Source organism: Nonomuraea rosea, assembly GCF_039539705.1.
Lineage (GTDB): Bacteria > Actinomycetota > Actinomycetes > Streptosporangiales > Streptosporangiaceae > Nonomuraea > Nonomuraea rosea.
Genome location: NZ_BAABDQ010000017.1, coordinates 19,205 through 42,456, shown reverse-complemented (window position 1 = coordinate 42,456; position 23,252 = coordinate 19,205). Strand labels below are relative to the sequence as shown.

Annotated in this window: 25 protein-coding genes; 15 read left to right on the top strand and 10 right to left on the bottom strand. The window is 70.6% G+C overall.

All coding sequences use genetic code 11. From position 1 onward, the window contains the following. Positions 1–10 precede the first annotated feature (10 nt). The 6 genes from ABEA43_RS33525 (at position 11) to ABEA43_RS33500 (ending at position 4,973) form a co-directional block, all read left to right on the top strand. On the top strand, positions 11–844 hold the full coding sequence (locus ABEA43_RS33525; RefSeq protein WP_345568182.1) for a 2,3,4,5-tetrahydropyridine-2,6-dicarboxylate N-succinyltransferase: 834 nt from the start codon (positions 11–13) through the stop codon (positions 842–844). Beyond that, entirely contained in the window at positions 844–1,899 is a 1,056-nt protein-coding gene (gene dapE, locus ABEA43_RS33520) for a succinyl-diaminopimelate desuccinylase (protein WP_345568180.1), read from the top strand. The genes ABEA43_RS33525 and dapE overlap by 1 nt, the downstream gene beginning before the upstream one ends. A gap of 187 nt (positions 1,900–2,086) precedes the next feature. Next, positions 2,087–2,884, top strand: coding sequence for an LOG family protein (locus tag ABEA43_RS33515; protein ID WP_345568178.1), 798 nt, complete (start codon positions 2,087–2,089; stop codon positions 2,882–2,884). Positions 2,885–2,895: 11 nt separating this feature from the next. Further along, positions 2,896–3,480, top strand: a complete 585-nt coding sequence (locus ABEA43_RS33510; protein ID WP_345568176.1) for an LOG family protein — start codon at positions 2,896–2,898, stop codon at positions 3,478–3,480. Between the two features lie 138 nt (positions 3,481–3,618). Beyond that, entirely contained in the window at positions 3,619–4,425 is an 807-nt protein-coding gene (locus ABEA43_RS33505) for a hypothetical protein (protein ID WP_345568174.1), read from the top strand. 29 nt (positions 4,426–4,454) lie between these two features. Next, on the top strand, positions 4,455–4,973 hold the full coding sequence (locus tag ABEA43_RS33500) for a DNA-3-methyladenine glycosylase I (RefSeq protein WP_345568504.1): 519 nt from the start codon (positions 4,455–4,457) through the stop codon (positions 4,971–4,973). Here the strand turns inward: ABEA43_RS33500 and ABEA43_RS33495 are convergent. The 3 genes from ABEA43_RS33495 to ABEA43_RS33485 are packed head-to-tail and all read right to left on the bottom strand — an operon-like array spanning position 4,933 to position 8,812. Further along, positions 4,933–7,203 carry a polysaccharide lyase 8 family protein gene (locus ABEA43_RS33495; protein WP_345568172.1) on the bottom strand — a complete coding sequence of 757 codons (2,271 nt, stop codon included), beginning with the start codon at positions 7,201–7,203 and terminating at the stop codon, positions 4,933–4,935. The two genes, ABEA43_RS33500 and ABEA43_RS33495, sit on opposite strands and share 41 nt — an antisense overlap. 38 nt (positions 7,204–7,241) lie before the next feature. Further along, positions 7,242–8,018 (bottom strand): enoyl-CoA hydratase-related protein, encoded by a 777-nt coding sequence (locus ABEA43_RS33490; RefSeq protein WP_345568170.1) that lies wholly within the window; start codon positions 8,016–8,018, stop codon positions 7,242–7,244. Further along, positions 8,015–8,812 carry a PaaX family transcriptional regulator gene (locus tag ABEA43_RS33485; RefSeq protein ID WP_345568168.1) on the bottom strand — a complete coding sequence of 266 codons (798 nt, stop codon included), beginning with the start codon at positions 8,810–8,812 and terminating at the stop codon, positions 8,015–8,017. Before ABEA43_RS33485 ends, ABEA43_RS33490 begins: the two co-directional genes overlap by 4 nt. A gap of 158 nt (positions 8,813–8,970) precedes the next feature. Between ABEA43_RS33485 and ABEA43_RS33480 the strand changes: the two genes are divergently transcribed. Both ABEA43_RS33480 and ABEA43_RS33475 read left to right on the top strand, forming a co-directional pair. After that, positions 8,971–9,138 (top strand): DUF3117 domain-containing protein, encoded by a 168-nt coding sequence (locus ABEA43_RS33480; RefSeq protein ID WP_020545024.1) that lies wholly within the window; start codon positions 8,971–8,973, stop codon positions 9,136–9,138. Between the two features lie 77 nt (positions 9,139–9,215). After that, on the top strand, positions 9,216–10,625 hold the full coding sequence (locus ABEA43_RS33475) for a leucyl aminopeptidase (RefSeq protein WP_345568166.1): 1,410 nt from the start codon (positions 9,216–9,218) through the stop codon (positions 10,623–10,625). Positions 10,626–10,674: 49 nt separating this feature from the next. Here the strand turns inward: ABEA43_RS33475 and ABEA43_RS33470 are convergent, their stop codons facing one another. Next, on the bottom strand, positions 10,675–11,313 hold the full coding sequence (locus ABEA43_RS33470; protein WP_345568164.1) for an O-methyltransferase: 639 nt from the start codon (positions 11,311–11,313) through the stop codon (positions 10,675–10,677). Positions 11,314–11,498: 185 nt separating this feature from the next. Between ABEA43_RS33470 and sigE the strand changes: the two genes are divergently transcribed. From sigE to ABEA43_RS33450, 4 genes are all read left to right on the top strand, one after another. Then, the gene (sigE, locus tag ABEA43_RS33465; protein WP_148440425.1) at positions 11,499–12,131 is read left to right on the top strand and encodes an RNA polymerase sigma factor SigE; all 633 of its coding nucleotides are present in this window, start codon (positions 11,499–11,501) and stop codon (positions 12,129–12,131) included. Positions 12,132–12,153: 22 nt separating this feature from the next. After that, positions 12,154–12,657: an anti-sigma factor family protein gene (locus tag ABEA43_RS33460; protein WP_345568161.1), complete on the top strand. Its 504-nt coding sequence runs from the start codon at positions 12,154–12,156 to the stop codon at positions 12,655–12,657. A 167-nt stretch (positions 12,658–12,824) separates the two neighbouring features. Next, positions 12,825–14,813: a S1C family serine protease gene (locus tag ABEA43_RS33455; protein WP_345568159.1), complete on the top strand. Its 1,989-nt coding sequence runs from the start codon at positions 12,825–12,827 to the stop codon at positions 14,811–14,813. Positions 14,814–15,182: 369 nt separating this feature from the next. Continuing rightward, positions 15,183–15,545 (top strand): sec-independent translocase, encoded by a 363-nt coding sequence (locus tag ABEA43_RS33450; RefSeq protein WP_345568157.1) that lies wholly within the window; start codon positions 15,183–15,185, stop codon positions 15,543–15,545. 457 nt (positions 15,546–16,002) lie between these two features. On the opposite strand, the gene ABEA43_RS33445 is transcribed toward ABEA43_RS33450, so the two are convergent. Further along, a complete protein-coding gene (locus tag ABEA43_RS33445) occupies positions 16,003–17,142 on the bottom strand; it encodes an Mrp/NBP35 family ATP-binding protein (RefSeq protein ID WP_345568155.1) in 1,140 nt (379 codons plus the stop codon). Between the two features lie 160 nt (positions 17,143–17,302). On the opposite strand from ABEA43_RS33445, the gene ABEA43_RS33440 reads away from it, so the two are divergent. Next, the gene (locus ABEA43_RS33440; protein WP_345568153.1) at positions 17,303–17,767 is read left to right on the top strand and encodes a MarR family winged helix-turn-helix transcriptional regulator; all 465 of its coding nucleotides are present in this window, start codon (positions 17,303–17,305) and stop codon (positions 17,765–17,767) included. 7 nt (positions 17,768–17,774) lie between these two features. Here ABEA43_RS33440 and ABEA43_RS33435 read toward each other — a convergent pair whose 3' ends face one another. Both ABEA43_RS33435 and ABEA43_RS33430 read right to left on the bottom strand, forming a co-directional pair. Continuing rightward, positions 17,775–18,242, bottom strand: a complete 468-nt coding sequence (locus tag ABEA43_RS33435) for a DUF1003 domain-containing protein (protein WP_345568151.1) — start codon at positions 18,240–18,242, stop codon at positions 17,775–17,777. Then, positions 18,232–19,527 (bottom strand): magnesium transporter MgtE N-terminal domain-containing protein, encoded by a 1,296-nt coding sequence (locus ABEA43_RS33430; RefSeq protein WP_345568148.1) that lies wholly within the window; start codon positions 19,525–19,527, stop codon positions 18,232–18,234. Before ABEA43_RS33430 ends, ABEA43_RS33435 begins: the two co-directional genes overlap by 11 nt. A gap of 96 nt (positions 19,528–19,623) precedes the next feature. Here ABEA43_RS33430 and ABEA43_RS33425 point away from each other — a divergent pair, with 96 nt between their 5' ends. Further along, positions 19,624–20,589, top strand: coding sequence for an EamA family transporter (locus tag ABEA43_RS33425; protein ID WP_345568146.1), 966 nt, complete (start codon positions 19,624–19,626; stop codon positions 20,587–20,589). Positions 20,590–20,622: 33 nt separating this feature from the next. Here the strand turns inward: ABEA43_RS33425 and ABEA43_RS33420 are convergent, their stop codons facing one another. Further along, entirely contained in the window at positions 20,623–20,991 is a 369-nt protein-coding gene (locus ABEA43_RS33420) for a hypothetical protein (RefSeq protein ID WP_345568144.1), read from the bottom strand. A 79-nt stretch (positions 20,992–21,070) separates the two neighbouring features. Between ABEA43_RS33420 and ABEA43_RS33415 the strand changes: the two genes are divergently transcribed. Beyond that, the gene (locus ABEA43_RS33415) at positions 21,071–22,003 is read left to right on the top strand and encodes an HpcH/HpaI aldolase/citrate lyase family protein (RefSeq protein WP_345568142.1); all 933 of its coding nucleotides are present in this window, start codon (positions 21,071–21,073) and stop codon (positions 22,001–22,003) included. On the opposite strand, the gene ABEA43_RS33410 is transcribed toward ABEA43_RS33415, so the two are convergent. Beyond that, positions 21,993–22,535 carry a DUF6529 family protein gene (locus tag ABEA43_RS33410; protein WP_345568140.1) on the bottom strand — a complete coding sequence of 181 codons (543 nt, stop codon included), beginning with the start codon at positions 22,533–22,535 and terminating at the stop codon, positions 21,993–21,995. The two genes, ABEA43_RS33415 and ABEA43_RS33410, sit on opposite strands and share 11 nt — an antisense overlap. Beyond that, positions 22,532–23,239: a hypothetical protein gene (locus tag ABEA43_RS33405; protein WP_345568138.1), complete on the bottom strand. Its 708-nt coding sequence runs from the start codon at positions 23,237–23,239 to the stop codon at positions 22,532–22,534. Before ABEA43_RS33405 ends, ABEA43_RS33410 begins: the two co-directional genes overlap by 4 nt. Positions 23,240–23,252 lie beyond the last annotated feature (13 nt).

Below are 23,252 nucleotides of genomic sequence, written 5' to 3'. Positions count from 1 at the left end.
CTCGCTGGCCATGAGTCACGTGAGCACCTCGTCACCGATACCCCCGGTCGTGGACGAGCTGTGGGAGCGCCGCGCGGAGCTGTCGCCGGCCGACGTCGAGGCGCGCCACCTGGTGGTCGGCGCGGTGGACCTGCTCGACAGGGGTGAGGCCAGGGCCGCTCGCCTGGTGGGCGACGAGGTGGTCGTGGACGAGCGGGCCAAACGCGCGATCCTGCTCAGCTTCAAGGTCCTGGGCCTGGCCCGCTCGCAGGTCGGGGACTTCCAGCACCACGACAGGCACCCGCTGAAGAGCTCCTTCGAGGGAGTACGCGTGGTGCCGGGCGCGATCGCCCGCTGGGGCTCCTACCTGGCGCCCGGCGTGGTGCTGATGCCGTCATTCACGAACATCGGCGCGTACGTCGACTCGGGAACCATGATCGACACGTGGGCCACGGTCGGATCCTGTGCCCAGATCGGCAGGAACGTCCACCTGTCAGGCGGTGCGGGCATCGGCGGCGTGCTGGAGCCGCCCAACGCCGTGCCGGTCGTCGTGGAGGACGAGGTGCTGATCGGCAGCAGGGCGATGATCGTCGAGGGCGCCAGGGTCGGGCAGGGCGCGGTCGTCGGCGCTGGAACGATCCTTTCCGGCTCCATCCCGGTGATCGACGTGCAGACGGGCGAGGAGCTGGCCCGTGGCAGGATCCCGGCCTGGTGCGTGGCCGTCGGCGGCACCAGGCAGAAAGAGTTCCCCGGCGGCACGTTCGGGCTGCCCTGCGTGCTGGTGCTCAGGCGCCTGGAGCCGGGGCAGCGGCATGACAAGGCGGCGCTCAACGAGGTGCTGCGCGAACACGGAGTGAACACCTGATGCTTGACCTGACGCAGGACGTACGCGCGCTGACGGCCGCGATCGTGGACATCGAGTCGGTGAGCGGCGCCGAGCGGCCGCTGGCCGACGCGGTCGAGAGGGCGCTGGCCGCGCTGCCGCACCTGAAAGTCGACAGATCGGGCGAGACCATCGTCGCCCGCACCGAGCTGGGCCGGGCCGGGCGGGTGCTGATCGCGGGCCACCTCGACACCGTTCCCGTCGCCGCCAACCTGCCCAGCCGGGTGGAGGGCGACCTGCTCTACGGCTGCGGCACGTCCGACATGAAGGCCGGCGTGGCGGTCGCGCTCAAGCTGGCCGCCACCGTGCCCGCCCCCAACAAGGACGTCACCTACGTCTTCTACGACTGCGAGGAGATCGAGGCGGAGCGCAACGGCCTCACCCGGGTCGCGAGAGACGAGCCCGGCTGGCTGGCGGCCGACTTCGCGGTGCTGATGGAGCCGACCGACGGCGTGATCGAGGGCGGCTGCCAGGGCACGCTGCGCGCCGAGATCACCGTGCCGGGCAAGCGGGCGCACAGCGCCAGGTCGTGGTTCGGGGTCAACGCCATCCACGGGATCGAGCCGGTGCTGGCCAGGCTGAACGCCTACGAGGCGCGGCTGCCGGTGGTCGACGGGCTCGAATTCCACGAAGGGCTGAACGCGGTCGCCGTACGCGGCGGGGTGGCGGGCAACGTCATCCCCGATCTGTGCGTGGTGACCGTCAACTACCGGTTCGCGCCCGACCTGACGATCGAGGGGGCGCAGGAGCACGTACGAGAGGTGTTCGACGGGTTCGAGGTGAGCTTCACCGATGCCGCGCCCGCGGCGAGGCCGGGGCTGACGCATCCCGTGGCGGCGGCCTTCACCGCCGCGGTCGGCGGCACGCCGCGCGCCAAGCTGGGGTGGACGGACGTCGCCCGCTTCTCCGCGCTGGGCGTCCCCGCCGTGAACTACGGGCCTGGCGACCCGAATCTGGCACATCAGCAGGGGGAGTACGTGTCGTTGTCGAAGATCGTCGAGAGCGAGCGGGGGATGCTGGACTGGCTCACCAAATGAAAGTGGCCTTCCTCGCCGGCCATTTGGCGGGGAAGACCACTTTCAGTCCCGAGCAGCACCCTCGGCTGTTAGACGCGGGGGAGCGGAAATTCGGTTCCCTGCTTTTCTCAAGATTTTTTCTTCTCCCGTGTCGTGCCGTCCACCAGGCGTTTCGCGGCCGCTAGCGAAGGCGGCTAGCGTGATCCGCATGGAAAAGTCACGTCGGGAACGCCGTCAGGGGCAAGCGGTCGTCCGCGGCAGCCTCGTCCCCAACTCCACGCACGATCAGCGTCTGCTGGCGCGTCAGGGCCCCTCCGACTGGGTGCACATGGACCCATGGCGGGTGCTGCGCATCCAGGCCGAGTTCGTGGAGGGGTTCGGGCAGCTCGCCGAGCTGCCGCCGGCGGTCACGGTCTTCGGCTCGGCCCGCACCCCCGAGGATTCGCCCGAGTACGCGACGGGCGTGCGCCTGGGCAGGGCGCTGGCCGAGGCGGGCTACGCCGTGATCACGGGTGGCGGGCCCGGCGTCATGGAGTCCGCGAACCGGGGCGCGCGCGAGGTGGACGGCGCGGTGTCGGTCGGCCTGGGCATCGAGCTGCCGTTCGAGCAGCGCATGAACGACTACGTCGATCTCGGCATCGAATTTCGTTACTTCTTCGTGCGTAAGACGATGTTCGTAAAATACTCCTGCGGTTTCATCGCGCTGCCCGGCGGCTTCGGGACGCTCGACGAGTTGTTCGAGGCGCTCACGCTCGTCCAGACGCGTAAGGTCACCTCGTTCCCCGTGGTGCTCGTGGGCACGGAGTTCTGGGGCGGGCTGCTCGACTGGATCAAGGGCACCCTGCTCGGCACGGGCAAGATCGCGCCGCAGGACCTCGACCTGATCAACGTCACCGACGACGTGGACGAGGCCGTGCGCATCATCGCGGACGCCGACCTGGCCCGCTCCAAGCAGCAGCGGGAAGAGCTGGAGGCCGCTGCCGTCCAGCACGCCGAGCCCCAATAGGCTTTTCGCTTGTGAACATCTGTGTCTTCTGCGCCTCCAGCCTGAAAATCGACAAGAAGTACCTCGACCTGGCCGAGCACGTGGGCACGGAGCTCGCCAGGCGGGGGCACACCCTGGTGAGCGGCGGCGCCACCGTCTCCTGCATGGGCGCCGTCACCTCCGCCGCCCGTGCGGCCGGCGGGCGCACGATCGGCGTGATCCCGCAGGTCCTGGTGGACATCGAGGTGGCGGACGACGAGTCGGACGAGCTGATCGTCACCGACGGCATGCGCGAGCGCAAGGGCCTCATGGACGAGCGCTCCGACGCCTTCCTCGTGCTGCCTGGCGGGATCGGCACGCTGGAGGAGCTGTTCGAGATCTGGACCGCCAGGGTGCTCGGCATCCACGACCGGCCGCTGGTGATCCTCGACCCCTGGGGCCTGTACGAGCCGCTGCGGACGCTGGTCGGCAACATGTACGACGAGGGGTTCACCCGGGCCGACGTCTTCGACGCGATCTCCTTCACCACGACCGTGGACGAGGCGTTCACGCACCTGGAGGCGCGGGCCCAGCCGGTCAGGCCCAGCGTCGCCGAGCTCGGCGAGGCCACCGGCTGACCGCCGCCGTCAGCGTGTGATCGGGCCGGGTGATCGGCCGGGTGACCAGGGCGGTCGTGGCGTCCGCTGAGCGCGGAGATGCACCGGCTGCGGCAAGTACGGGACCTCGTGCCCCGATGGTATGAGTACGATGCCAATGTGCTGGTCATACTCGCCATCGCCGCCATCGCCATCTTGGCCTGCGTGGTCTTGGTCTCCCTCGGTAGGGGCGGTGAGCTGACCGAGTTCCCGCCGGATGTGCCGCCTCTCGACCTGCCGGAGCCGGGGCAGCTCACAGCGGTCGACTTCATGGCGCTCCAACTTCCGGTCAACCTGGTCGGCTACCACACGCAGAGCGTCGACGAGACCCTGCGCAGGGCCGCCAGTGCCATCAGCGCGCGTGACACCCGGATCGCGGTCCTGGAGCAGCGGGTCTCCGAGCTGCTGTCGAGCCGGCTGCACGCGCGGCAGGAGGTCTATGCCGCGCCCGGGGCCGGCCTGCGTACCGACCATGAGCCAGAGGCGCCGGTGGCGTCGCGGGAGCTGCCCGAGCTGGGCGACCCGGTGTCGGTGAGCGGGGCGACGGTCGATTGGGATGCGGCGTCCGAGCTGCGGCACCGGCCGGAGGACGCGGAATGGCGGGTGCCGCCGGGCGACGGCACGCCCGCCGCCGCCGCCGATCAAGCGGGAACGAGCAAGGCGGAGGCCGCCGAGCCTGAGGTCGTTGAATCTGAGGCCGTCGAACCCGAAGCCGTCGCATCGGAGGCCGTCGCATCGGACGCCGAGGCGGAAGAGCGGAAGCCCGATGACGAGGCCGAGTCCAAGGCCGCCGACCTTGAGGCGCCCGGCCTTGAGGCCGTCGCGTCGGACGCCGGCCCGGAGGAGCCGAAGCCCGACGCCGAGCCGCCGGCCGGGGACGACGAGCCCGTGCGGGCCGTGCCGGCCAAGGACGGCGAGCGTCCGTGACCGAGCTGATCCGCTGCACCTGGGCGGGCATGACCGACCCGATGTACATCGCCTACCACGACGAGGAGTGGGGCCGTCCGCTCAAGGGCGACGACGCGGTCTTCGAGCGGGTCGCGCTGGAGGCGTTCCAGTCGGGCCTGTCCTGGCTGACGATCCTGCGCAAGCGGGAGAACTTCCGCGCCGCCTTCGACGGCTTCTCGATCCCGAAGGTGGCCGCGTACACCGAGCAGGACGTGGAGCGCCTGCTCGGCGACGCCGGCATCGTCCGCAACCGGGCCAAGATCGACGCGGTGATCAACAATGCGAAAGCCGCGCTCGACCTGCCGGGCGGGCTGTCCGACCTGGTGTGGGAGCACGCTGACCCCGGCGCGCCCGTGCCGAGGACGATGGCCGACGTCCCGGCGATCACCCCCGGCTCCAAGGCGCTGGCCAAGGAGCTGAAGCGGCAGGGCTTCAAGTTCGTGGGCCCGACCACCGCCTACGCGTTGATGCAGGCCATCGGCCTGGTCAACGATCATCTGGAGGAGTGCGTCGCGCGGACACGCTGAGCTCGACCGTGTGGGTCCGCCCGAGCGACCCGGCGAGCTCGACGGTGATGGCGGGGATCCCTCCGGGCTGCACGCTGACGGTGTCGTCCGCCCGCACGACGCCGCGTCCCGGGCGGTCGATCTTGATGGTCACGGAGTCCACGGTCCTGCTCGGGTCGGCCACGGCCAGCAGGATGCGGCTGCTGGTCCGCCGTACGACCACCACACAGGGCGCGTCGGCGCTGATCCCTCCCACCGCGCCCGCCGCCCAGAACGTGGCCGCCAGCAGCCCCTTCATCTGCACGGCCTGCACCTGCGGCGTGTTGGCCAGGACCCGCACGGGACGCTTGCCGCGATAGATCCTGGTCAGCTCGCGTGAGGCGTTCGGCAGCACCAGGTAGGCGTAGGAGGCGTCCACGGGGTTCACGCCGTGGTCGATCCAGAGGGTCGCGTAGCGCCGCGTGACGGGCTCGAAGGCGCCCGCGGTGTCGTCGCCCGAGTTGATGTCGCGCCACCTGCCCGTACGCGTCTCGACGTGGGTCCGCGCGTCCTCCAGCACGTAACCGCCCACGCCGGCCAGATGCGCCCAGCCGTCCCCTATGTACGGCGTCGCGTCCGTGGCCCTGTTCTCCACCACGGTCTCGACCGTGCGGCCGTCGGAGGCGTTGATGCCGCTGCCCAGGGCCACCACCGCCCGCTCCAGGAAGAACCACGACTTGCGCGCCCGCAGGCTCGTGCCGTCGCCGATCAGCTCCATGGCGGCGACGCCGTACTGGTCTTCGAGCACCGCGCCGCCCGCGCACGCGTTCTCCGGGCGGTAGGCGCGGAAGGACAGGTCCTCCCGCACCCGGGTGTCGGCCGTGACCCCAGGCAGCCGGTACGGGTTCACCGTGGGCCAGAAGTCCGCGCCGAACTGGGCGAGGTCGTCGTTGTAGAGGTAGGTCATGCCGTCACCGGTGTACCAGCCGTGCAGGTTCTCGCCGTTGATCGCCTCGTAGGCGGCGATCCGCCGCGACGACATGCTGACCGCGTAGGACCAGCCGGGCCGCCGGTGAACCACCCGGTCCATCGAGGGGAACACGAAGAGCCCGATGGGCCCCGGGGCGGCCTCGACCGTCTTGTCGTCCAAGGCCCCGATCGCCAGCCGTGTCTCCCGCACGTCCGCGTGCTCCAGGTAGGGGCGGCGCTTGCCGCGCTCGATCCAGCCCTTGGCCAGCCCCCTGAACCGGCTCCGGTACGGCTCCGGCGCGCCCTGCGCGAGCAGCAGCACGGCCCCGATCACGCCGTGCCCCGCCACGCTGTCGGAGAACGCCTGCCGCGTGGCCGCCCGCCCCCTGACCGTGTCCATCAGCAGCCCGTCGTGGACGAACGGGGCGAACGACCGCTCGACCGCGTCCAGCACCACCTGCCGCCCGGGGTCGGTCACCTCCCACGCCGACCCGCTCAGCAGCGCCAGCGTCTGGGAGACGGCGGTGAGCAGGGACAGGCCGTACGAGCCCGTGTAGGCCACGTCGCCGTGCTGGATGAACGACCCGTCGCGGTAGAAGCCGTCACCCGAGCTCACGTACCCGAACACGCTGTTGCGCCCGCCGTCGCGCACGTCGGACAGGCCGTCGCGGGCCAGCGCCAGCTTCTCCGCGCTGCGCCCGGCCACGCCGCGGAAGGCGACGATGGCCGCCTTGTCGGCCCGGTTCGCGCCGCTCTCGCTCGCCTCCGGATAGCCCGCCCTGCGGTCGGCGTCGGGGCAGAACCGGTCGATCGCCGCCAGGTACGCCCCGAGCCTGCCGGCGTCGAGCCGATCGCCCAGCAGCACGCAGGTGCGGCTCAGCTCGGCGGGCGTGCCGATCTCCCAGAACCACCAGTTGCCCGTCTCGGGGAGTCGCTCGTTGTAATGGTGCTCGTGGAGCAGGTCCAGCGCGGCCACCACCCGGGCGGGCACGGAGTCGTCGCCGTGCTGCGCGGTGCCCGGCGTGGCCCAGGCGGTGGCGATGAGCCGCAGGCGGGCGTGGCTGCCGGTGACGTTGCCAGGACGCCCTTCGAGCGCGAGGTCCGGCCAGAGCACGGCCGGCGCCGCTGCCGGCGTCATCGCGGTCAGCCAGGTCGCCGCCGTCTCGCTCAGCGCGGCCAGCGGCCGGGCGTAGGCGGGGTCGGAGACGTCGATGCCGCCACCGGTGAGCAGATCAACGGCGGTGGCACGGAGGGCGTCGAACCCGTCGGGGGCAGGCGCGCGCGAGGCGTCGGAGTGCTCCATGACGCTAGGAATATCCTAACGGAAGCGTGCCCGTGCGGTTACTCCGCGTTGAAGACCGGGCGTTCTTTCGCGAGAAAAGCTCGGGTCGCGTGCAGATGGTCCTGGGTGGCCACGCATTCGTCCTGAAGGTCGGCCTCCATGGCCAGCGAGTCGGGCAGCGAGTGGGTCGCGGCGTAGGCCAGCGCCCGCTTGGTGGCGGCGTAGGCCAGGGTCGGCCCCTGCGCGAGGCGTACCGCGAGCTCCTGGGCGGTCTTGAGCAGGTCGTCGGCGGGGACCACGCGCGTGACCAGGCCCAGCTCCAGCGCGCGGGCCGCGCCGAGCGGCTCGCCGAGCAGCATCAGCTCGGCGGCGCGGCCCTGGCCGATCAGGCGTTGCAGCGTCCACGACGCGCCCGAGTCGGGGGCCAGCCCGATGCCGGAGAACGCCAGCGCGAACTTGGCCTGCTCCGAGGCGATCCGCAGGTCGCAGGCGAAGGCCAGGGAGGCGCCCGCACCCGCGGCGACGCCGTTGACCGCGGCCACCACCGGCTTGGCCATGGTGGTGAGCAGCTCCACGATCGGGTTGTAGTGCTCGCGGACGGTGTTGGCCAGGCCGCGGCCCGCCTCCAGATTGCCGGCGTGCTGGTGCAGGTCCTGGCCCGCGCAGAAGGCCCGTCCTGAGCCGGTGAGCAGCACGGCCCGGACCGCCGGGTCGCCCGCCGCGCGGCGCAGCGCGCCGAGCAGGGCGTCCTTGGTCTCGGCGGTGAGCGAGTTCATCGCGTCGGGGCGGTCGAGCGTGATGGTGGCGACGGCGTCGGCCACGTCATAGCGGATCAAGGCAACTCCCTGTCGACGAACGCGGCGGCCGCGGGCAGCAGCCGGCCGGCTTCCTGCTCGAAGTAGGCCCTGGCCTTCTCGCCCGGCCAGCCCGCGGGCAGCAGCTCGGGCGGCAGCCCCGGGTCGCGGAACAGGAAGTTGCGCCAGCCGTGCACGAGCCTGCTCCTGGTGGCGAACACCTGGTCGGCCGGCGCCGATTCGGGCAGCGTGCTGATCAGCGTGACAGCCTCGGCGTGCCAGTGCTCGTACGCCTCGCCGATGGCCTGCAGATCCCACGCCCGGGCGACCAGCTCGCGCGGGTCACCCTCCAGCGCCGCGTCGAACCTGTCGGCCCGCACCCCTTCGCCTTCGAGTAGATTGTCCAGCTCGATGGACGAGCGCGGCCCGATCCAGGTCGTCTCTGACAAGGACGCGTAGCCGAGGAATGTCAGGTCCGCTCTGAGCCGCTCCCTCCGTGGTCGCTCCTTGACCGGCTCGAAGACGATCAGGTGCCAACGGCCGTGCCAGGTCAGTGTTCCGGCTCGGTAAATTCTCAGTGCGGCCTCATCAAGGCGCCTGACGCACTTGGGCGTGACCACGTAGCCGGCTCCGTGAGGGAGCTTGATCGGTCGCAGCCACCCCTGCCTGACCATGCGGGAAACCGCCGTCCGCACGGCCGGAGCGGCTATTTCCAGGGGTTTCATGAGGCGGACCAGGGCAGCGACGGACGCCTGCCCACCGCGCGAACGCAGGTGGTCTCCATAGAGATCGAAGAGAGCGGCGCGAGCGTGCACGAGGTCCAGTTTGGACGTCATCGCCTGCCTCGACAACGCATTCTGGGAGGAGATCGTTACCCATGAGGGCTCTCGATGCGGGAGAATAGGACATCACAGAAGACGTGAATGCGCCGACCACCCTCCGGGGCGGTCGGAATCGCGGGCCGCGGGAGCCCAAGGCAGGAAGGGATGCACGCATGGCGGCGATGAAGCCGCGGACCGGCGATGGTCCGCTCGAGGTCACCAAGGAAGGGCGCGGCATTGTCATGCGGGTCCCTCTGGAGGGTGGCGGCCGGCTCGTCGTGGAGATTTCCGCCGACGAGGCAAAGGCGCTCGGCGAGGCGTTGAAGAACGTCGTCGGCTGAGAGCTCCCGAGAGAAACCTGATCCACGACCCTGGCGTAGTCCGGCGCCAGGGTCGCTGACGTTCGAGGAGAAATTTCGTGCCGATTGAGACCACTGTGTCGGTGGTCGCCGAGGTTCCCGATGACGCCGAGTTGCTGGCCGTCCCCTACGCCTCTGACCTGAGCCCCGCTCACGCGGTCGAGCTCCACCTGCCGGTGTCCGACCTGCTGGCCCACTACGAGGCCAAGGGGGAGGCCGGGGAGATCATCGAGATCCCCGTGGCCCTGGCCGGTGGCGTGGGGCGTGTGCTGCTCTACGGCATCGGCGACGGCTCGCCGCGGGCCCTGCGCAAGGCCGCCGCCATGCTCAGCCGCCGGGCCAAGGGCCGCGACACGCTGACCGTGGTGGCCCCCGACGGCGACATGGCGGCGTTCGCCGAGTCGGCGTTGCTGGCGGCGTACTCGTTCAAGATCGGCAAAGAGGGCAAGAAGCCCGTGCGGGCGCTGGCGCTCGTGGGCGCGGGCGAGGAGGCCGTACGGCGCGGGCAGACGTTCGCGCAGGCCGTGGCGCTCGCCCGCGACCTGTCCAACACGCCATCCTCCGTCAAGAACCCCGCCTGGCTCGCCGAGCGGGCCGCCGAGCAGGGCGTCCCCGTACGCGTGTGGGACGAGGAGCAGCTCCAGGCCGACGGGTTCGGCGGCATCCTGGCCGTCGGCCAGGGCTCGGTCAGCCCGCCCAGGCTCATCCAGCTCAGCTACACCCCCGCCGAGCCGGCCGAGCGGCACGTGGTGCTGGTGGGCAAGGGCATCACGTTCGACTCGGGCGGGCTGTCGCTCAAGCCGACCGAGAACATGAAGACCCAGAAGACCGACATGGCGGGCGGCGCCGTCGTGATCGCCGTGATCGGCGCGCTGGCCGCGATGGGCGCGCCCGTCCGGGTCACCGGGCTGGTCGCCGCCGCCGAGAACATGCCGTCCGGCACGTCCCAGCGGCCCAGCGACGTCATCAAGCACTACGGCGGGCGCACGGTGGAGGTGCTCAACACCGACGCCGAGGGTCGGCTGGTGCTGGCCGACGCGCTCGCCTACGCCGACGCCGTCCTCGACCCCGACGTGGTCGTGGACATCGCCACCCTCACCGGGGCGATCACCGTGGCGCTCGGCCGCAACGTCGGGGCCGTTTACTCCTCCGACGACGTGCTGGCCAAGCAGCTCGTGGACGCGGGGCAGGCCAGTGACGACCGGCTGTGGCGGATGCCGCTGGTCGAGGACTACACGCCCGCGCTGGAGTCGTCGATCGCGGACCTGGCCAACGTCGAGTCCGGATCCAGGTTCGGGGCGGGGTCGATCACGGCGGCGCTGTTCCTGCGGGAGTTCGCCGGGCGGCGGTCGTGGGCGCACCTCGACATCGCCGGGGTCGGGCGCAGCACGGTGGACGACGGCGCGCTGACCAAGGGCGCGACGGGGTTCGGCGTGCGCCTGCTGCTTGACTGGCTCACCCGGGCGTAGCGCGCAAGGGGCGTGGCACGCCGCCGGCGCGCCACGCCGGGGTGCCGGCCTATTTAGCGATCTTGATGGCGGCGAGCAGGCCGTCGCCCAGCGGGATGAGCACCGAGCGCAGGCGGTCGTCCGACTGCACCAGCTTGCCCACCTCGCGCAGCGCCACCGTGTCCGCGTCGCGCTGCGCGGGGTCGGCCACCCGGTCGCGCCACAGCATGTTGCCGAACGCCACGATGCCGCCCACGCGGAGCAGGCGGACCGCCTCGGCGAGGTAGTCGGCGTACTCCTGCTTGGCGCCGTCGGCGAACACCATGTCGTAGCCGCCGTCCGACAGCCGCGGCAGCACGTCGAGCGCCCGGCCGGAGATGAGCCGCACGCGCCCGCCGGAGAACCCGGCCTCCGCGAACGCCTGCCTGGCCAGCCGCTGGTGCTCGGGCTCGACGTCGACGCTCGTCAGCGTCCCGTCCGGCCGCATGCCGCGCAGCAGCCACAGACCCGAGACGCCGCACCCCGTGCCGACCTCGACCACGGACTTGGCGTTGACGGCGGTGGCGAGGAAACAGAGCGCCGCCCCGCCCCCGGGAAGGATGGGCGTGGCCCCCATCTCCAGCCCGCGCTGCCGCGCCACGTGCAGGATTTCATCCTCATGATGAAACTGCTCCGCATAGGCCAGAGTGGCCTCTACCGGACTGGTCATCGGCCTCCTCCCCCCACTTTCGTGCGATTGCCGCAGAAGGTCATAGACGTGATTGGCACCGATCGCAGCCTAGGGGAGACACGCCGGGACGGGAACTCAGGCGGGTCCCAAGGCGTTGCAGGTTTAAACGGGCTTTGCCGGTCCGGAAGGCAGGCAGTGCGCACGAAGGGACGAAACCAGGCACTATGGCGGTAGCGGTGGTCCCAGAGAGAGGAGTTCTGGTGGACGAAAGCGACCACCAGACGGATACTCCCGTGTCGTCTGACTGGACGCCTCCCACGTGGGAGGAAGTGGTGCGGACTCATTCCGCACGCGTGTATCGACTGGCATACCGGTTGACCGGCAATGTCCACGATGCCGAAGACCTCACACAGGAGGTCTTTGTCCGGGTTTTCAGGTCGCTGTCGAGCTACACCCCTGGCACGTTCGAGGGGTGGTTGCACCGGATCACGACGAACTTGTTCCTCGACATGGCGCGCCGTAAGCAGCGCATCAGGTTCGAGGGGCTGGCCGACGACGCCGCCGAGCGGCTGCGTGGCCGCGAGCCGTCGCCGGCGCAGGCGTTCGACGACGCCCACCTTGAGCCCGACATCCAGGCCGCCCTCGACGCGCTCGCCCCGGAGTTCCGGGCCGCGATCGTGCTGTGTGACATCGAGGGCCTGTCCTATGAGGAGATCGCGGCCACACTCGGCGTCAAGCTGGGTACGGTCCGAAGCCGTATTCACCGTGGCCGGGCGCAGTTGCGGGAGGCGCTCGACCATCGGGCCCCCCGTAATTCTCAACTCCCCCCGACCGTTATCCGTGGGGAGGAAGTCTGATATGGCCCATCTTGGAGAACGCGTGTCCGCGCTCGTGGACGGTGAGCTCAACCACACCGAACGCGATCGCGCGCTGGCCCATCTGACCTTCTGTGCTGACTGCAGGCATGAAGTCGAGTCGATGCGGGCGCTGAAGTCGCGCCTGCGCTCGCTCGACGGTCCTGCGATGCCGGCCGACCTGACCATGTCTCTGCTCCGGATGGCGGAGCCGGGCGGGCCGCTGCCGCCGAGGGAGCGCCCTTTCCCCTCGCGTACGTTCGGGGGCGTGCCCATCCCTGGCCCCCACAGCATCGCTCCGCTGGACAACCGCCCGCGCAGGGCCGCCACCGGTGGGGTCTCGGGCCCTGGCAGGGGCGGTAGGAGGCGCTCGGCCTACGTCGCGGTCGGCGTGGTCTCCGCGGCCGTCGCGCTCGGCACGTTCTTCGCCGCCAGCGGCGTGGGACAGAGCAACCCGGCGCCGCCGGTGGAGCTGTTCCAGCAGGCTCGTAACTCGCCGACGAACGCTCCTTCGACCGCCACACCTTGACGCCCGGATATGCCCGGCATACTCGGGTTGGCGTAGTCCACGGCGCGCGGGGCATACGATCTGGGTTCGGGATTTGTCACCAACGATTCCTGACAAATGCTTTATGACCCTCGTATGCCGTAAGAGCCAGGATTGCGGTGGCCGAGCCAAGGAGTGGTGAGACTTAGATGACCGACGAGACGCGCCCCACCGAAGGACGCACGACGTCGGACTACCCCGAGCCACAGGGGCGGCCGGACTTCCTGCCCGCGGACGACTCGCCGGACCAGCAGGGGAGGCGGCCGGAGCCGCCCGCCTCGTTCGGCGGCTCATGGGGCGACCCGTCGGGCCGCCATGAGGTCATCGGCACTCCGCCGTACGAGAGCCGCCCGGCTCAGCCGTACGAGAATCGCTCGGCTGACAGCGGCCCCTCGTACGGGGGGTCGAAGGAGAGCGGGCCTTCTTACGGGGGGTCGTCGCCCGAGAGCGGGCCTTCCTACGGCGCGCCTCAAGAGAGCGGACCTTCCTACGGCGGGTCCCAAGAGAGCGGACCTTCTTACGGCGCCCCCGCGTTCGACGCGGGCGCGCGCCCCTACGAGAGCCCGTCCTTCGGGCCGCCGGAGACCCCCTCCTACGACAGTCCCTCGTTCGGCCCGCCAGAGACGCGCTCCTACGAGAGCCCTCCGCCGGAGACTCGCTCCTACGACAGCCCCACGTTCGGCCCGCCGGACGGTCGTCCTCAGGAGAGCCCCTCGTTCGGCCCGCCGGACGCCCGTTCCTTCGAGGGCCGCTCGTTCGGCTCTCCGGACAACGGAACGCGCTCTTACGACAGCCCGCTGTTCGGTTCCCCGGACAACGGGACGCGCTCCTACGACAGCCCGTCGTTCGGCCCGCCCGACGGCGGCGGCGCACGACCGTACGAAGGCCCGCCTTTCGGTGGTCCGCCTTCCTACGGCGGCACGCCTCCGCCGCCTCCGCGGGCCCTCGGCATGGGCTCGACCTGGGCGCCACCGCCGCCGCCCGGCGCTCAGGGCGCCGGGGCGAGGCGCGGACCGGGCACCGGAGCCCTGATCGCGATCGCCGCGGTCATCGCGCTGGCGGCCTCGACGCTGGGCAGCGTCGGCACCTACCTGCTGACCAAGCCGAGCAGCGCCAACGACCCCTCCTACAGCCTCGGCCCCCTGCCGACGGGCGCGACGAACCGGGCGCCCGACTCGGTGGCCGGCGTGGCCTCGCGGGTGCTGCCCAGCGTGGTCTCCCTGGAGGTCGGCAACGGCTCCAACACCGAAGGCGCGTCGGGCTCCGGCTTCCTGATCAAGAACGGCTACGTGGTCACGAACAACCACGTGGTCGCCCTGGCCGCCAAGGGCGGCGAGATCCGGATCATGTTCAACAACCGGAAGACCACCTCGGCCCGCATCGTCGGCCGTGACCCGGGCTCGGACCTGGCCGTGGTCAAGCCGGAGGAGACGTTCGGGACGCCGGAGATCACCCTGGGCAACTCCGACCAGGTCGTGGTCGGCGACCCGGTCATCGCGATCGGGTCCCCGCTGGGCCTGACGGGCACGGTCACGACCGGCATCGTCAGCTCGCTCAACCGCCCGGTGATCGCGGGCGACGACACGGGAACGAGCGCCGAGGAGCCCGCCTACATCAGCGCCATCCAGACCGACGCGGCCATCAACCCGGGCAACTCCGGCGGCCCGCTGGTGAACGGCAAGGGCGAGGTCGTCGGGGTGAACTCGGCGATCGCCACGCTCAGCCGTTCGGTGACCAGCCAGAGCGGCAGCATCGGCCTGGGCTTCGCGATCCCGGTCAACCAGACGCGGCGGGTGGCGGAAGAGCTCATCACCACCGGCAAGGCCAAGCGGCCCAAGATCGGCATCGTCCTGGACAAGGACTACAAGGGCCAGGGGGTGCGGATCGCCTCCGAGCCGGCGGGCGGCCAGCAGCCGGTGGACGTCAACGGGCCCGCGGACAAGGCGGGGCTGAAGGCCGGCGACGTGATCCTGGAGATGGACGGGCTGACGCTGCAGGACGGGAACGAGCTGATCGCCCTGATCCGCAGCAAGGCACCGGGCGCCAAGATCACCATCAAGTACCAACGCGCCGGCCAGGAACGCACCGCGACTCTCACCGTCGTAGCCGACGACGAGCCCACCCCCACTCCATCTTGATCCCGTCTTTTACGGCTGCGCACGGTCAACCGCAACCCGTCCTTTACGGCTGCGCACGGTGGGCACCACCCGCCGCACCGGGTGGCCCGCCTTCCAGGGAGACGCTTACCGGCCTCCCCGCGCACCCGCCGTCACGGCCCCGCCCGGCCATCTGGGTGGTGGGCGGTGGGCTTCTGGTGCTTACGAGCCCTGATGCGGGGGGTCGCGGGCGGGCGGATGGCCGGATCGCAGCGGCGTTCCTGGGCTGGGTGGGCGGGATCGGCGCTGAAGATGAGCCAGGGGGGACGACCGACCTACCCCTTGGAGCCCTTAGTCTGTGGATAGGCCGGGGTTGTCCTCGGAGTAGTTGGACTGCGGTAGGAGTGCACGGTGTTCGGACTCGGGTGGGCGGAGATCGGGGCGCTGGTCGTTATCGCGTTGCTCGTCTTCGGTCCCGAAAAGCTGCCTCAGGCCGCTTCACAGGCCGGCAAGACGCTGCGCAACCTGCGCAGGATGGCGAACAACGCACGCGACGACCTGCGGGCCGGGCTGGGCCCGGAGTTCTCCAACTTCGATCCCGCCGATCTCAATCCACGGACTTTCGTCCGTAAGCACCTCCTCGACGACGTCGAGGAGGACTGGAACAAGAAGCCGGACGAGCTGGAGACCGCCAGCACGGCCCCGTACACGCCTGAGCCGGTGGACGAGCTCGGCTACGGCGAATTGCCGCCCTACGACGCCGAAGCCACCTGACAGGCCCTCACACGCCATCCAGGCAGGCTCCGGACGCACCACACCGGGTGGCCACCCCCTGGGGGTGACGATCACCGGCATCCCCGACGGACCGCCCGGTCCGTCCAGACGGCCCTGCCCGCACGGCCGGCCCGTCCCTCGACCAGGCGAAGGCGTGACGGCCGGACGCGTTCCAAGGCGGCTCCTGGGCGCAGGCGCGACAGCCGACAGGCTCGGGACCAGGACATCTTCGGGCGCAGGCGCGGCGGCCGACGGGCTTGGGACACTTCCGCCGGAGGCATGCAGCCAGCGGCTCGGGACGCCTTCGGGCCCAAGCGCGGTCGGCAGGCTCGGGACGCCCTCCGGCGCGGGCGTGCAGCCGACGGCTCTCGACGCATGGCAGGCGCATCACGGGCGCGTGGCGGGCGCATGGGAAAGGCCCGCTCGTGTGAACGAGCGGGCCTGGGTGGGAGGGTGGTCAGCCGCGGTTGGGGGAGAGGTTGAGGTGGAGTCCCTTCAGGCTGGACGAGCGCTTGCTGAGCCCGCTCGCGATCCTCCGCAGCTCGGCCGCCGCGGGCGAGTCGGGCTCCGTGAGGACCAAGGGCTTGCCCTCGTCGCTGCCCTCGCGCAGGCGCAGGTCGATGGGCACCTGGCCGAGCAGGGGCACGCGAGTCCCGAGCGTCCGGGTCAGCGCGTCGGCGACCGTCTGGCCGCCGCCCTCGCCGAACACGGCGATCCGCTCGTCACAGTGCGGGCAGGGCAGCCACGCCATGTTCTCGATGACGCCGGCGATCTGCTGATGCGTCTGGGCCGCGATCGAGCCGGCCCGCTCGGCCACCTCCGCCGCGGCCATCTGCGGCGTGGTCACGACCAGGATCTCCGCCGACGGCAGCCGCTGCGCCACCGAGATGGCGATGTCGCCGGTGCCGGGCGGCAGGTCGAGCAGGAGCACGTCGAGATCGCCCCAGTAGACGTCGGCCAGGAACTGGTGCAGCGCCCGGTCCAGCATCGGCCCGCGCCACACCACCGGCGTGTTGCCCTCAGGCTTGAACATCCCGACCGAGATGACCTTGATGTCATGCGCCACCGGCGGCATGATCATGTCTTCGACCTTGGTGGGCCGTTCGGCGGCGCCGAGCATGCGGGGAATGCTGTGGCCGTAGATGTCGGCGTCCACGATGCCGACCTTCAGGCCGCTGGAGGCCATCGCCGCGGCCAGGTTGACCGTCACCGACGACTTGCCGACCCCGCCCTTGCCGCTGGCCACCGCGAACACACGGGTGAGCGAGCCCGGCTGGTTGAACGGGATCTCCTTCTCCGGCCCCCGGTCGCCGCGCAGCTTGGTCTGGAGGACCTTGCGCTGCTCGGTGCTCATGACGTCTAGCTCGATCTGGACGCCCGTGACACCTTCGACCTTGGAGACGGCGTTCTTGACATCGCGGGTGATGGTGTCCTTCATCGGACATCCGGCCACGGTGAGGAACACCCCTACGCGCACCGCACCGTCGGCGGCGATCTCGATGCTCTTGACCATGTCGAGGTCCGTGATCGGGCGACGGATCTCGGGGTCGATGACGGTGGCGAGGGCGGCCGTCACTTGTTCCTGGGTTAGTGCCATCGAAGTCTCGGCACGAGGGAGTGCCGTCCCTCCTTTGTCGGTATATGCGTGACAGGCGCTGGACGCCAGTGAGGATGCCCCTCCATCGTATGAACCGGAGGCCTCGCTGAGTTAATCCGTGCTGTTAGATGTCTGTGCAACAACGTCCTAAGGTTACTCCGTGACTCTTCTGCGCGACGAGGGCTTGACCGTCGAGGAGCTGGCGGTCTGGCGGATGCTGCAGCGCGCCCAGGTACGCATCACCCGCCATCTGGAGGCGGAGCTGCTCGTCGCCCACGACCTGCCGCTGGCGTCGTATGACGTGCTCATGCAGCTGGCCGAGGCACCGGAGCGGCGGCTGCGCATGAACGATCTGGCCGGTCGCGTCCTGCTCTCCCGCAGCGGCCTGACCAGGCTCATCGACCGTTTACAGCGGGACGGGCTGGTCGCCAGGCAGGCGTGCGCGGACGACGCGCGGGGGCTGTTCGCCGTGCTGACCGACCCGGGCGCGGCGCGGCTGGCCGAGGCGACCCCCACCTACCTGCGCGGCATCAGGAGCCAGTTCCTCGACCTGCTGGGCACGGGGGAAATCGGGCAGGTCCGCGAAATGCTCGCCAAACTCGACCTCAACGACGGTCCCGCCTGAAGCGGCGTCAGCGGCGGTCCTTGAGCTCTTCCAGCAGCCGCCCGAGCTCTGAGCGCAGGTAGTCGCGGGTGGCGACCTCGTTCAGTGCCATGCGCAGACCGGCGATCTCGCGCGTCAGATACTCGATCTCGGCCTGGTTGCGCTCCGCGGTCTCGCGGTCCTGCTCGTACTGGATGCGGTCGCGGTCGTCCTGGCGGTTCTGCGCCAGCAGGATGAGCGGCGCGGCGTAGCTGGCCTGCAGCGACAGCATCAGCGTGAGGAAGATGAACGGATAGGGGTCGAACTTCAGGCCGCCCGGCGCGACGATGTTCCAGATCACCCACACCGCCACGAACACCGTCATGTAGACGATGAAGCGCGCCGTGCCGAGGAAACGGGCGATCCGTTCGGAGAGGCGGCCGAACGCCTCCGGGTCGTAGTGCGGCCGCAGCGAGCGGCGCAGCGCCCTGGGCTGGTCCAGTCGTTCAGTCGTCACGGTCGCCCCCGTCCTGGTCGTCGATCCCCGCGTCGCTCTCGCCGTCGCCGTCGCCGTCGCCGTCGCCGTCGCCGTCGCCGTCGCCGTCGTCGGCCGTCGCGCGCCAGTCCTCGGGGAGCAGGTGGTCGAGCACGTCGTCGACGGTCACCGCGCCGACGAGCCTGCCGAGCCCGTCCACCACGGGCGCGGCCACGAGGTTGTAGTTGGCCATGTAGTAGGTCACCTGGCGCAGCGTGAAGTTCGGCCTGATCGGGTCGATCGAGGGGTCGAGCACGGTGCCGAGCTGGGTGGACGGCCGCTCGCGCAGCAGCCGCTGGAAGTGGGAGACGCCCAGGAACGTGCCCGTCGGCGTCTCCGTGGGCGACCTGGTCACGTAGACCTGGGCGGCGATGGCGGGCGTCAGGTCCTGCTGCCTGATGTGCGCGAGCGCCTCGGCCACCGTGGCGGTGGGCGGCAGGATCACCGGCTCGCTGGTCATCACGCCGCCCGCGCTGTCGTCGGGGTAGGGGAGCAGCCGCCGCACGGGCGCGGCCTCTCTGGGCTCCATCAGCGCGAGCAGCTTGGCCGCCTGCTCCGCCGGCAGGTCGTGCAGCAGGTCGGCGGCGTCGTCCGGGCCCATCTCCTCCAGCACGTCGGCCGCGCGCTCCGGCTCCAGGGTGTCGAGGATGTCGATCTGGTCGTCCGGCGGCAGCTCTTCGAGGACGTCGGCGAGCCGGTCGTTGTTCAGGGCGCGGGCGATCTCGATGCGCCGCTTGCTCGGCAGCTCGTGCAGCGCGCTGGCCATGTCGGCGGCCCGCAGCGCCTCGAACGCGGCGATCAGCCCGGCCGCCCCCTGGTCCTTCTGCAGCTTGTCGAACCCGGACACCGCGCTCCAGTCGACCGTCCGTGGCTCGCGCCGCCTGCCCTTGTAGAGGGCCACCTTGGTGATCTCCCAGGCGGACGGCTTGACCTCCGCCATGGCCACGTCGTAGACGGTCATGGGCTGGTCGGCGAGGCGTACTTCCAGGTCCAGCATCTCGCCGACGACCAGCGTCTCGGTGCCGCGCTGCTCGAACCTGCGCATGTTCAGGCGGCCGGTGAAGACCACGGATCCGGCCTCGATGCGGCGTACTCGCGTGATGGGCAGGAACACGCGGCGGCGCGGCTGCACCTCCACCACCAGGCCGTGCACGGTGGGCCGGCGGCCGATGCGCAGGCCGACCACCACGTCACGGACGCGGCCGATCTTGTCGCCCGCGGGGTCGAAGACCGGGGTCCCCGGCAGCCGGGCCACGAAGATCTGCACGGGGCCAGGCTAACAGTGCTGCCCCATTGCGCCTCGGATGCCCGACATGTCAGTATCAAACGTTCTGAACGGTGATGACAGCCCAGGTGGTGTGCGATGAGGTATGCGGGACTCGCGCTCGCGTTCGTGTCCTCGTGGTGTTTCGCGTTTTCCGGACCGATGGCGAAATATCTCATCACAGCGGGCCTGGCGCCGATCGAGGCCGTGTGGACGCGGATGGCGGGAGCGGGGCTGCTGCTCGTGGCGGTGCTGGCCGTGGTGCGGCCGCAGGCGCTGCGCATCCCGCGCTCCAGGCTGCCGTTCTTCGGCCTGTATGCGGTGATGGCGGTGGCGGGGGTGCAGTCGCTCTACTTCGTGGCGATCACGCGCCTGCCGGTGGGGGTGGCGCTGCTGCTGGAGTTCATGGCTCCGGTGATGGTGGTGGCCTGGGTGCGGCTCGTCAGGAAGGTACGGCTCGCACGGGCCGCGTACGTCGGCGCCGTCGTCGCCGTGGCCGGCCTCGCGATCGTCGTCGAAGCCTGGCAGGGGCTGCGCCTGGACGCGCTGGGCCTGCTGCTCGGCCTGCTCGCGGGCGCGTGTTGCGCCGGATATTTCCTGATGAACGATAGCTTCGGGGACGACGTGAACCCGCTCGGCCTCATCGCCTGGGGGATGGCGGGGGCAGCTCTGGTGCTGATCCCGTTCGCCCAGCCGTGGAACATCCCCTGGGAGGCCTTCACCGTCACCGCCACGCCGGAGGGCGGACGCACGCTGCCGGTGCTGGCGGCATACCTGTGGATGGTGCTGGTCGCCACCGTGGTTGCGTACATCCTGGGGGTGAACGCCGTGCGGCGGCTGTCGGCCGCGGTCGGCGCGACCGTGGCGTCCCTGGAGGTCATCGGCGGCGCGGTCGTGGCCTGGGCGCTGGTCGGCGAGACGCTCGGCGGGTTCCAGATCGTGGGCGGCCTGATCGTGCTGTCGGGCGCGCTCCTCGCCCAGACCGCCACCGCCACGCCCGCGCACCCGGCGGCGGAGCCGGATCTCGAAGCGCGCGCGGTCGGCGCCACCGCGCCGACGGCGTGAGCACTCAGCGTGCTGCGCGCCGCGGGCCTGCGGTCAGCGCTCGGGGGTGAGGCGCAGGACGGTGGCGTCGCGGGCCCAGCGCTCGGTGAGATGCTCGCTGTCGGGGGCGTTGAGCCGCTCCTTGGCCAGCACCGCCACGGCGTCGGCCGCCGCGGCCTGGTCCACCACCGCCACCGCCGCCTCGAACTCCACCAGCCTGGCCCCGTTGTCCTTGCTGCGCAGGGTGACGTGCACCCGGTCGAGCGCGTCGAGCCCCGGCAGCGGCTGCTCCCCGTCCCCGGTCACCAGGTAGATCGCGCCCTCGTGCCAGGCGTGCCAGGCCAGGCGGGGGCGGTCGAGGGTGAGCCAGAGGATGCCGGACTTCTTGGCGCCCTCCTCGATGGGGGCTGTGTTGTCGCTCACAGCTCAGACTGTAGTCACAGAACCGGCTCGGGCGGAGGGCCCGCCGACGATCGGGCGGCGCAGCCGTTAGCGTGTGCGCATGCGATCACGTCGTTCCGTCCTCGCCGTGCCCGGCAGCAACCCCCGGTTCCTGGAGAAGGCCCAGACGCTGCCCGTCGACGAGGTCTTCCTCGACCTGGAGGACTCCGTCGCGCCGCTGGCCAAGGAGGAGGCGCGCAAGAACGTCGTGGCCGCGCTGCGCGAGGGCGATTGGTCCGGAAAGACCCGGGTGGTCAGGGTCAACGACCTCACGACGCAGTGGACGTACCGGGACGTGATCGAGATCGTCGAGAGCGCGGGCGAGCTCGTCGACTGCGTGATGCTGCCCAAGGTGCAGGACTCCACCCAGGTCGTCTGGCTCGACACCCTGCTCACCCAGATCGAGAGGACCATGGGGTACGAGGTCGGCCGCATCGGCATCGAGGCGCAGATCGAGAACGCCCGCGGCCTGGTCAACGTGGACGCCATCGCCGGGTCGTCCAGGCGGCTGGAGACGCTGGTGTTCGGCCCGGCGGACTTCATGGCGTCGATCAACATGCGCACGCTCGTCGTCGGCGAGCAGCCGCCCGGCTACGTCGAGGGCGACGCCTACCACTACATCCTCATGCGGTTGCTGATGGCGGCCAGGATGCACGACCTCCAGGTGATCGACGGCCCCTACCTGCAGATCAGGGACGTCGAAGGCTTCGAGCGGGTGGCCAGGCGGGCCGCCGCGCTCGGCTACGACGGCAAGTGGGTGCTGCATCCCGCGCAGGTCGACGCGGCCAACGCGGTGTTCTCGCCGGCGCAGGAGGACTATGACCACGCCGAGCTCATCCTGGAGGCGTACGACTACTACACCTCCGTGGAGAAGCGCGGCGCGGTCATGCTCGGCGACGAGATGATCGACGAGGCCTCGCGCAAGATGGCGCTCGTCGTCGCCGCCAAAGGGCGGGCCGCGGGGCTCGCCCGTACCAAGAGCTTCACACCTTGAAGCCGATCGCCGTGAAGAACCAGAACGACGACGTCAGCCAGAGCCCGATGAGCGCGGTGAACGTCAGCCCGCCGAGCACGGGCAGCGTCCACCCGGGCGTGCCGCTCTTGGGCAGCGCCAGCAGCTTCGCGGTCAGCACGCCGTAGAAGAAGCATCCGAGCAGCGAGTGCGCGAGCACCCTCGGCACGTCGTACTGCAGGCCGAGTGCGTAGAGGCAATGGAAGGCGACCGGGATCGTCAGGATGAACGCCAGCCGCCCCGACCAGCGATGCACGGCCGGCGGGATGGTGATCCCGAGCTTGCCCCACATCGACAGGGCGGAGACGACCTGGACGATCGCCAGGACGAACGCCCCCGTCGTCAGCCACACCTTCATCGGCAGCGCGGCCGAGAACCCGGCCACGCCGACGGCGAACCCGGTGGGCGTGTGCGCCCGCCCGAAGACGCCCAGCGCCACCACCACCAGGCCGCCGATAAGCAGCGGCACGAGCAACGTGGTCACGCTGCGGGACTGCTGCGGTACGGCGGTCATTGCATCTCCTCGATGAAGCCGTCGACGTCCTTCGGGTAGACCGTGGTCTCGTCGACCGTCACGGGTGCGGTCGGCTGGTCGGCGCTCAGCTCGGGGATGTCGTACTGGTCCTCGCCGACGAAGGCCGTGCCGACCTGGTAGTAGCCGCCCGCCGGGTTCTTGACCAGGATCCAGCCGGCCCTGAGCTTGGCGCCTCTGACGAGCGCGGTGGCCCGGTAGAGGCCCGACGGCTTGACGATCGTCGGAGCGACGAAGCTCCACTTCTTGCCGCCGACCGCGACCCAGCCCTTGGCCTGGCCGCCGCCCAGTTCGGCCGTCACCTTGGACTTGGGGTCGGCGACGCCGGTCAGATCCAGGTCGCCTTCCGACTCGTTGCCCTTGAACCAGGCCTCGGTCTTGCCGTCGCAGAAGTAGCCGACGACCTTGCCGTTCCTGATCGAGATCGCGATGAGGCCGCCGTTGCCTTTGACGCGACCGCCGTAGTCGGCCTTGGCGATCTTCTTCGCCTCGGTCTGAGTGGGTGAGGGGGACGGTGCTGCGGTGGTCTCCTCCTCTGCGGGGGTTCCCTCTCCAGGAGGTGATTCCGCAGCGGTGTTGGCGGCCGTGTTCTGGGCCGCGGGTGTCGCGGTGATGCTGGCGACACCGAGCCCCAGGGCGAGCACTGCTCCCGCCGCGAGGGTGATGACAGGTCCCAGCCTTGACATGGACTGCTCCCAG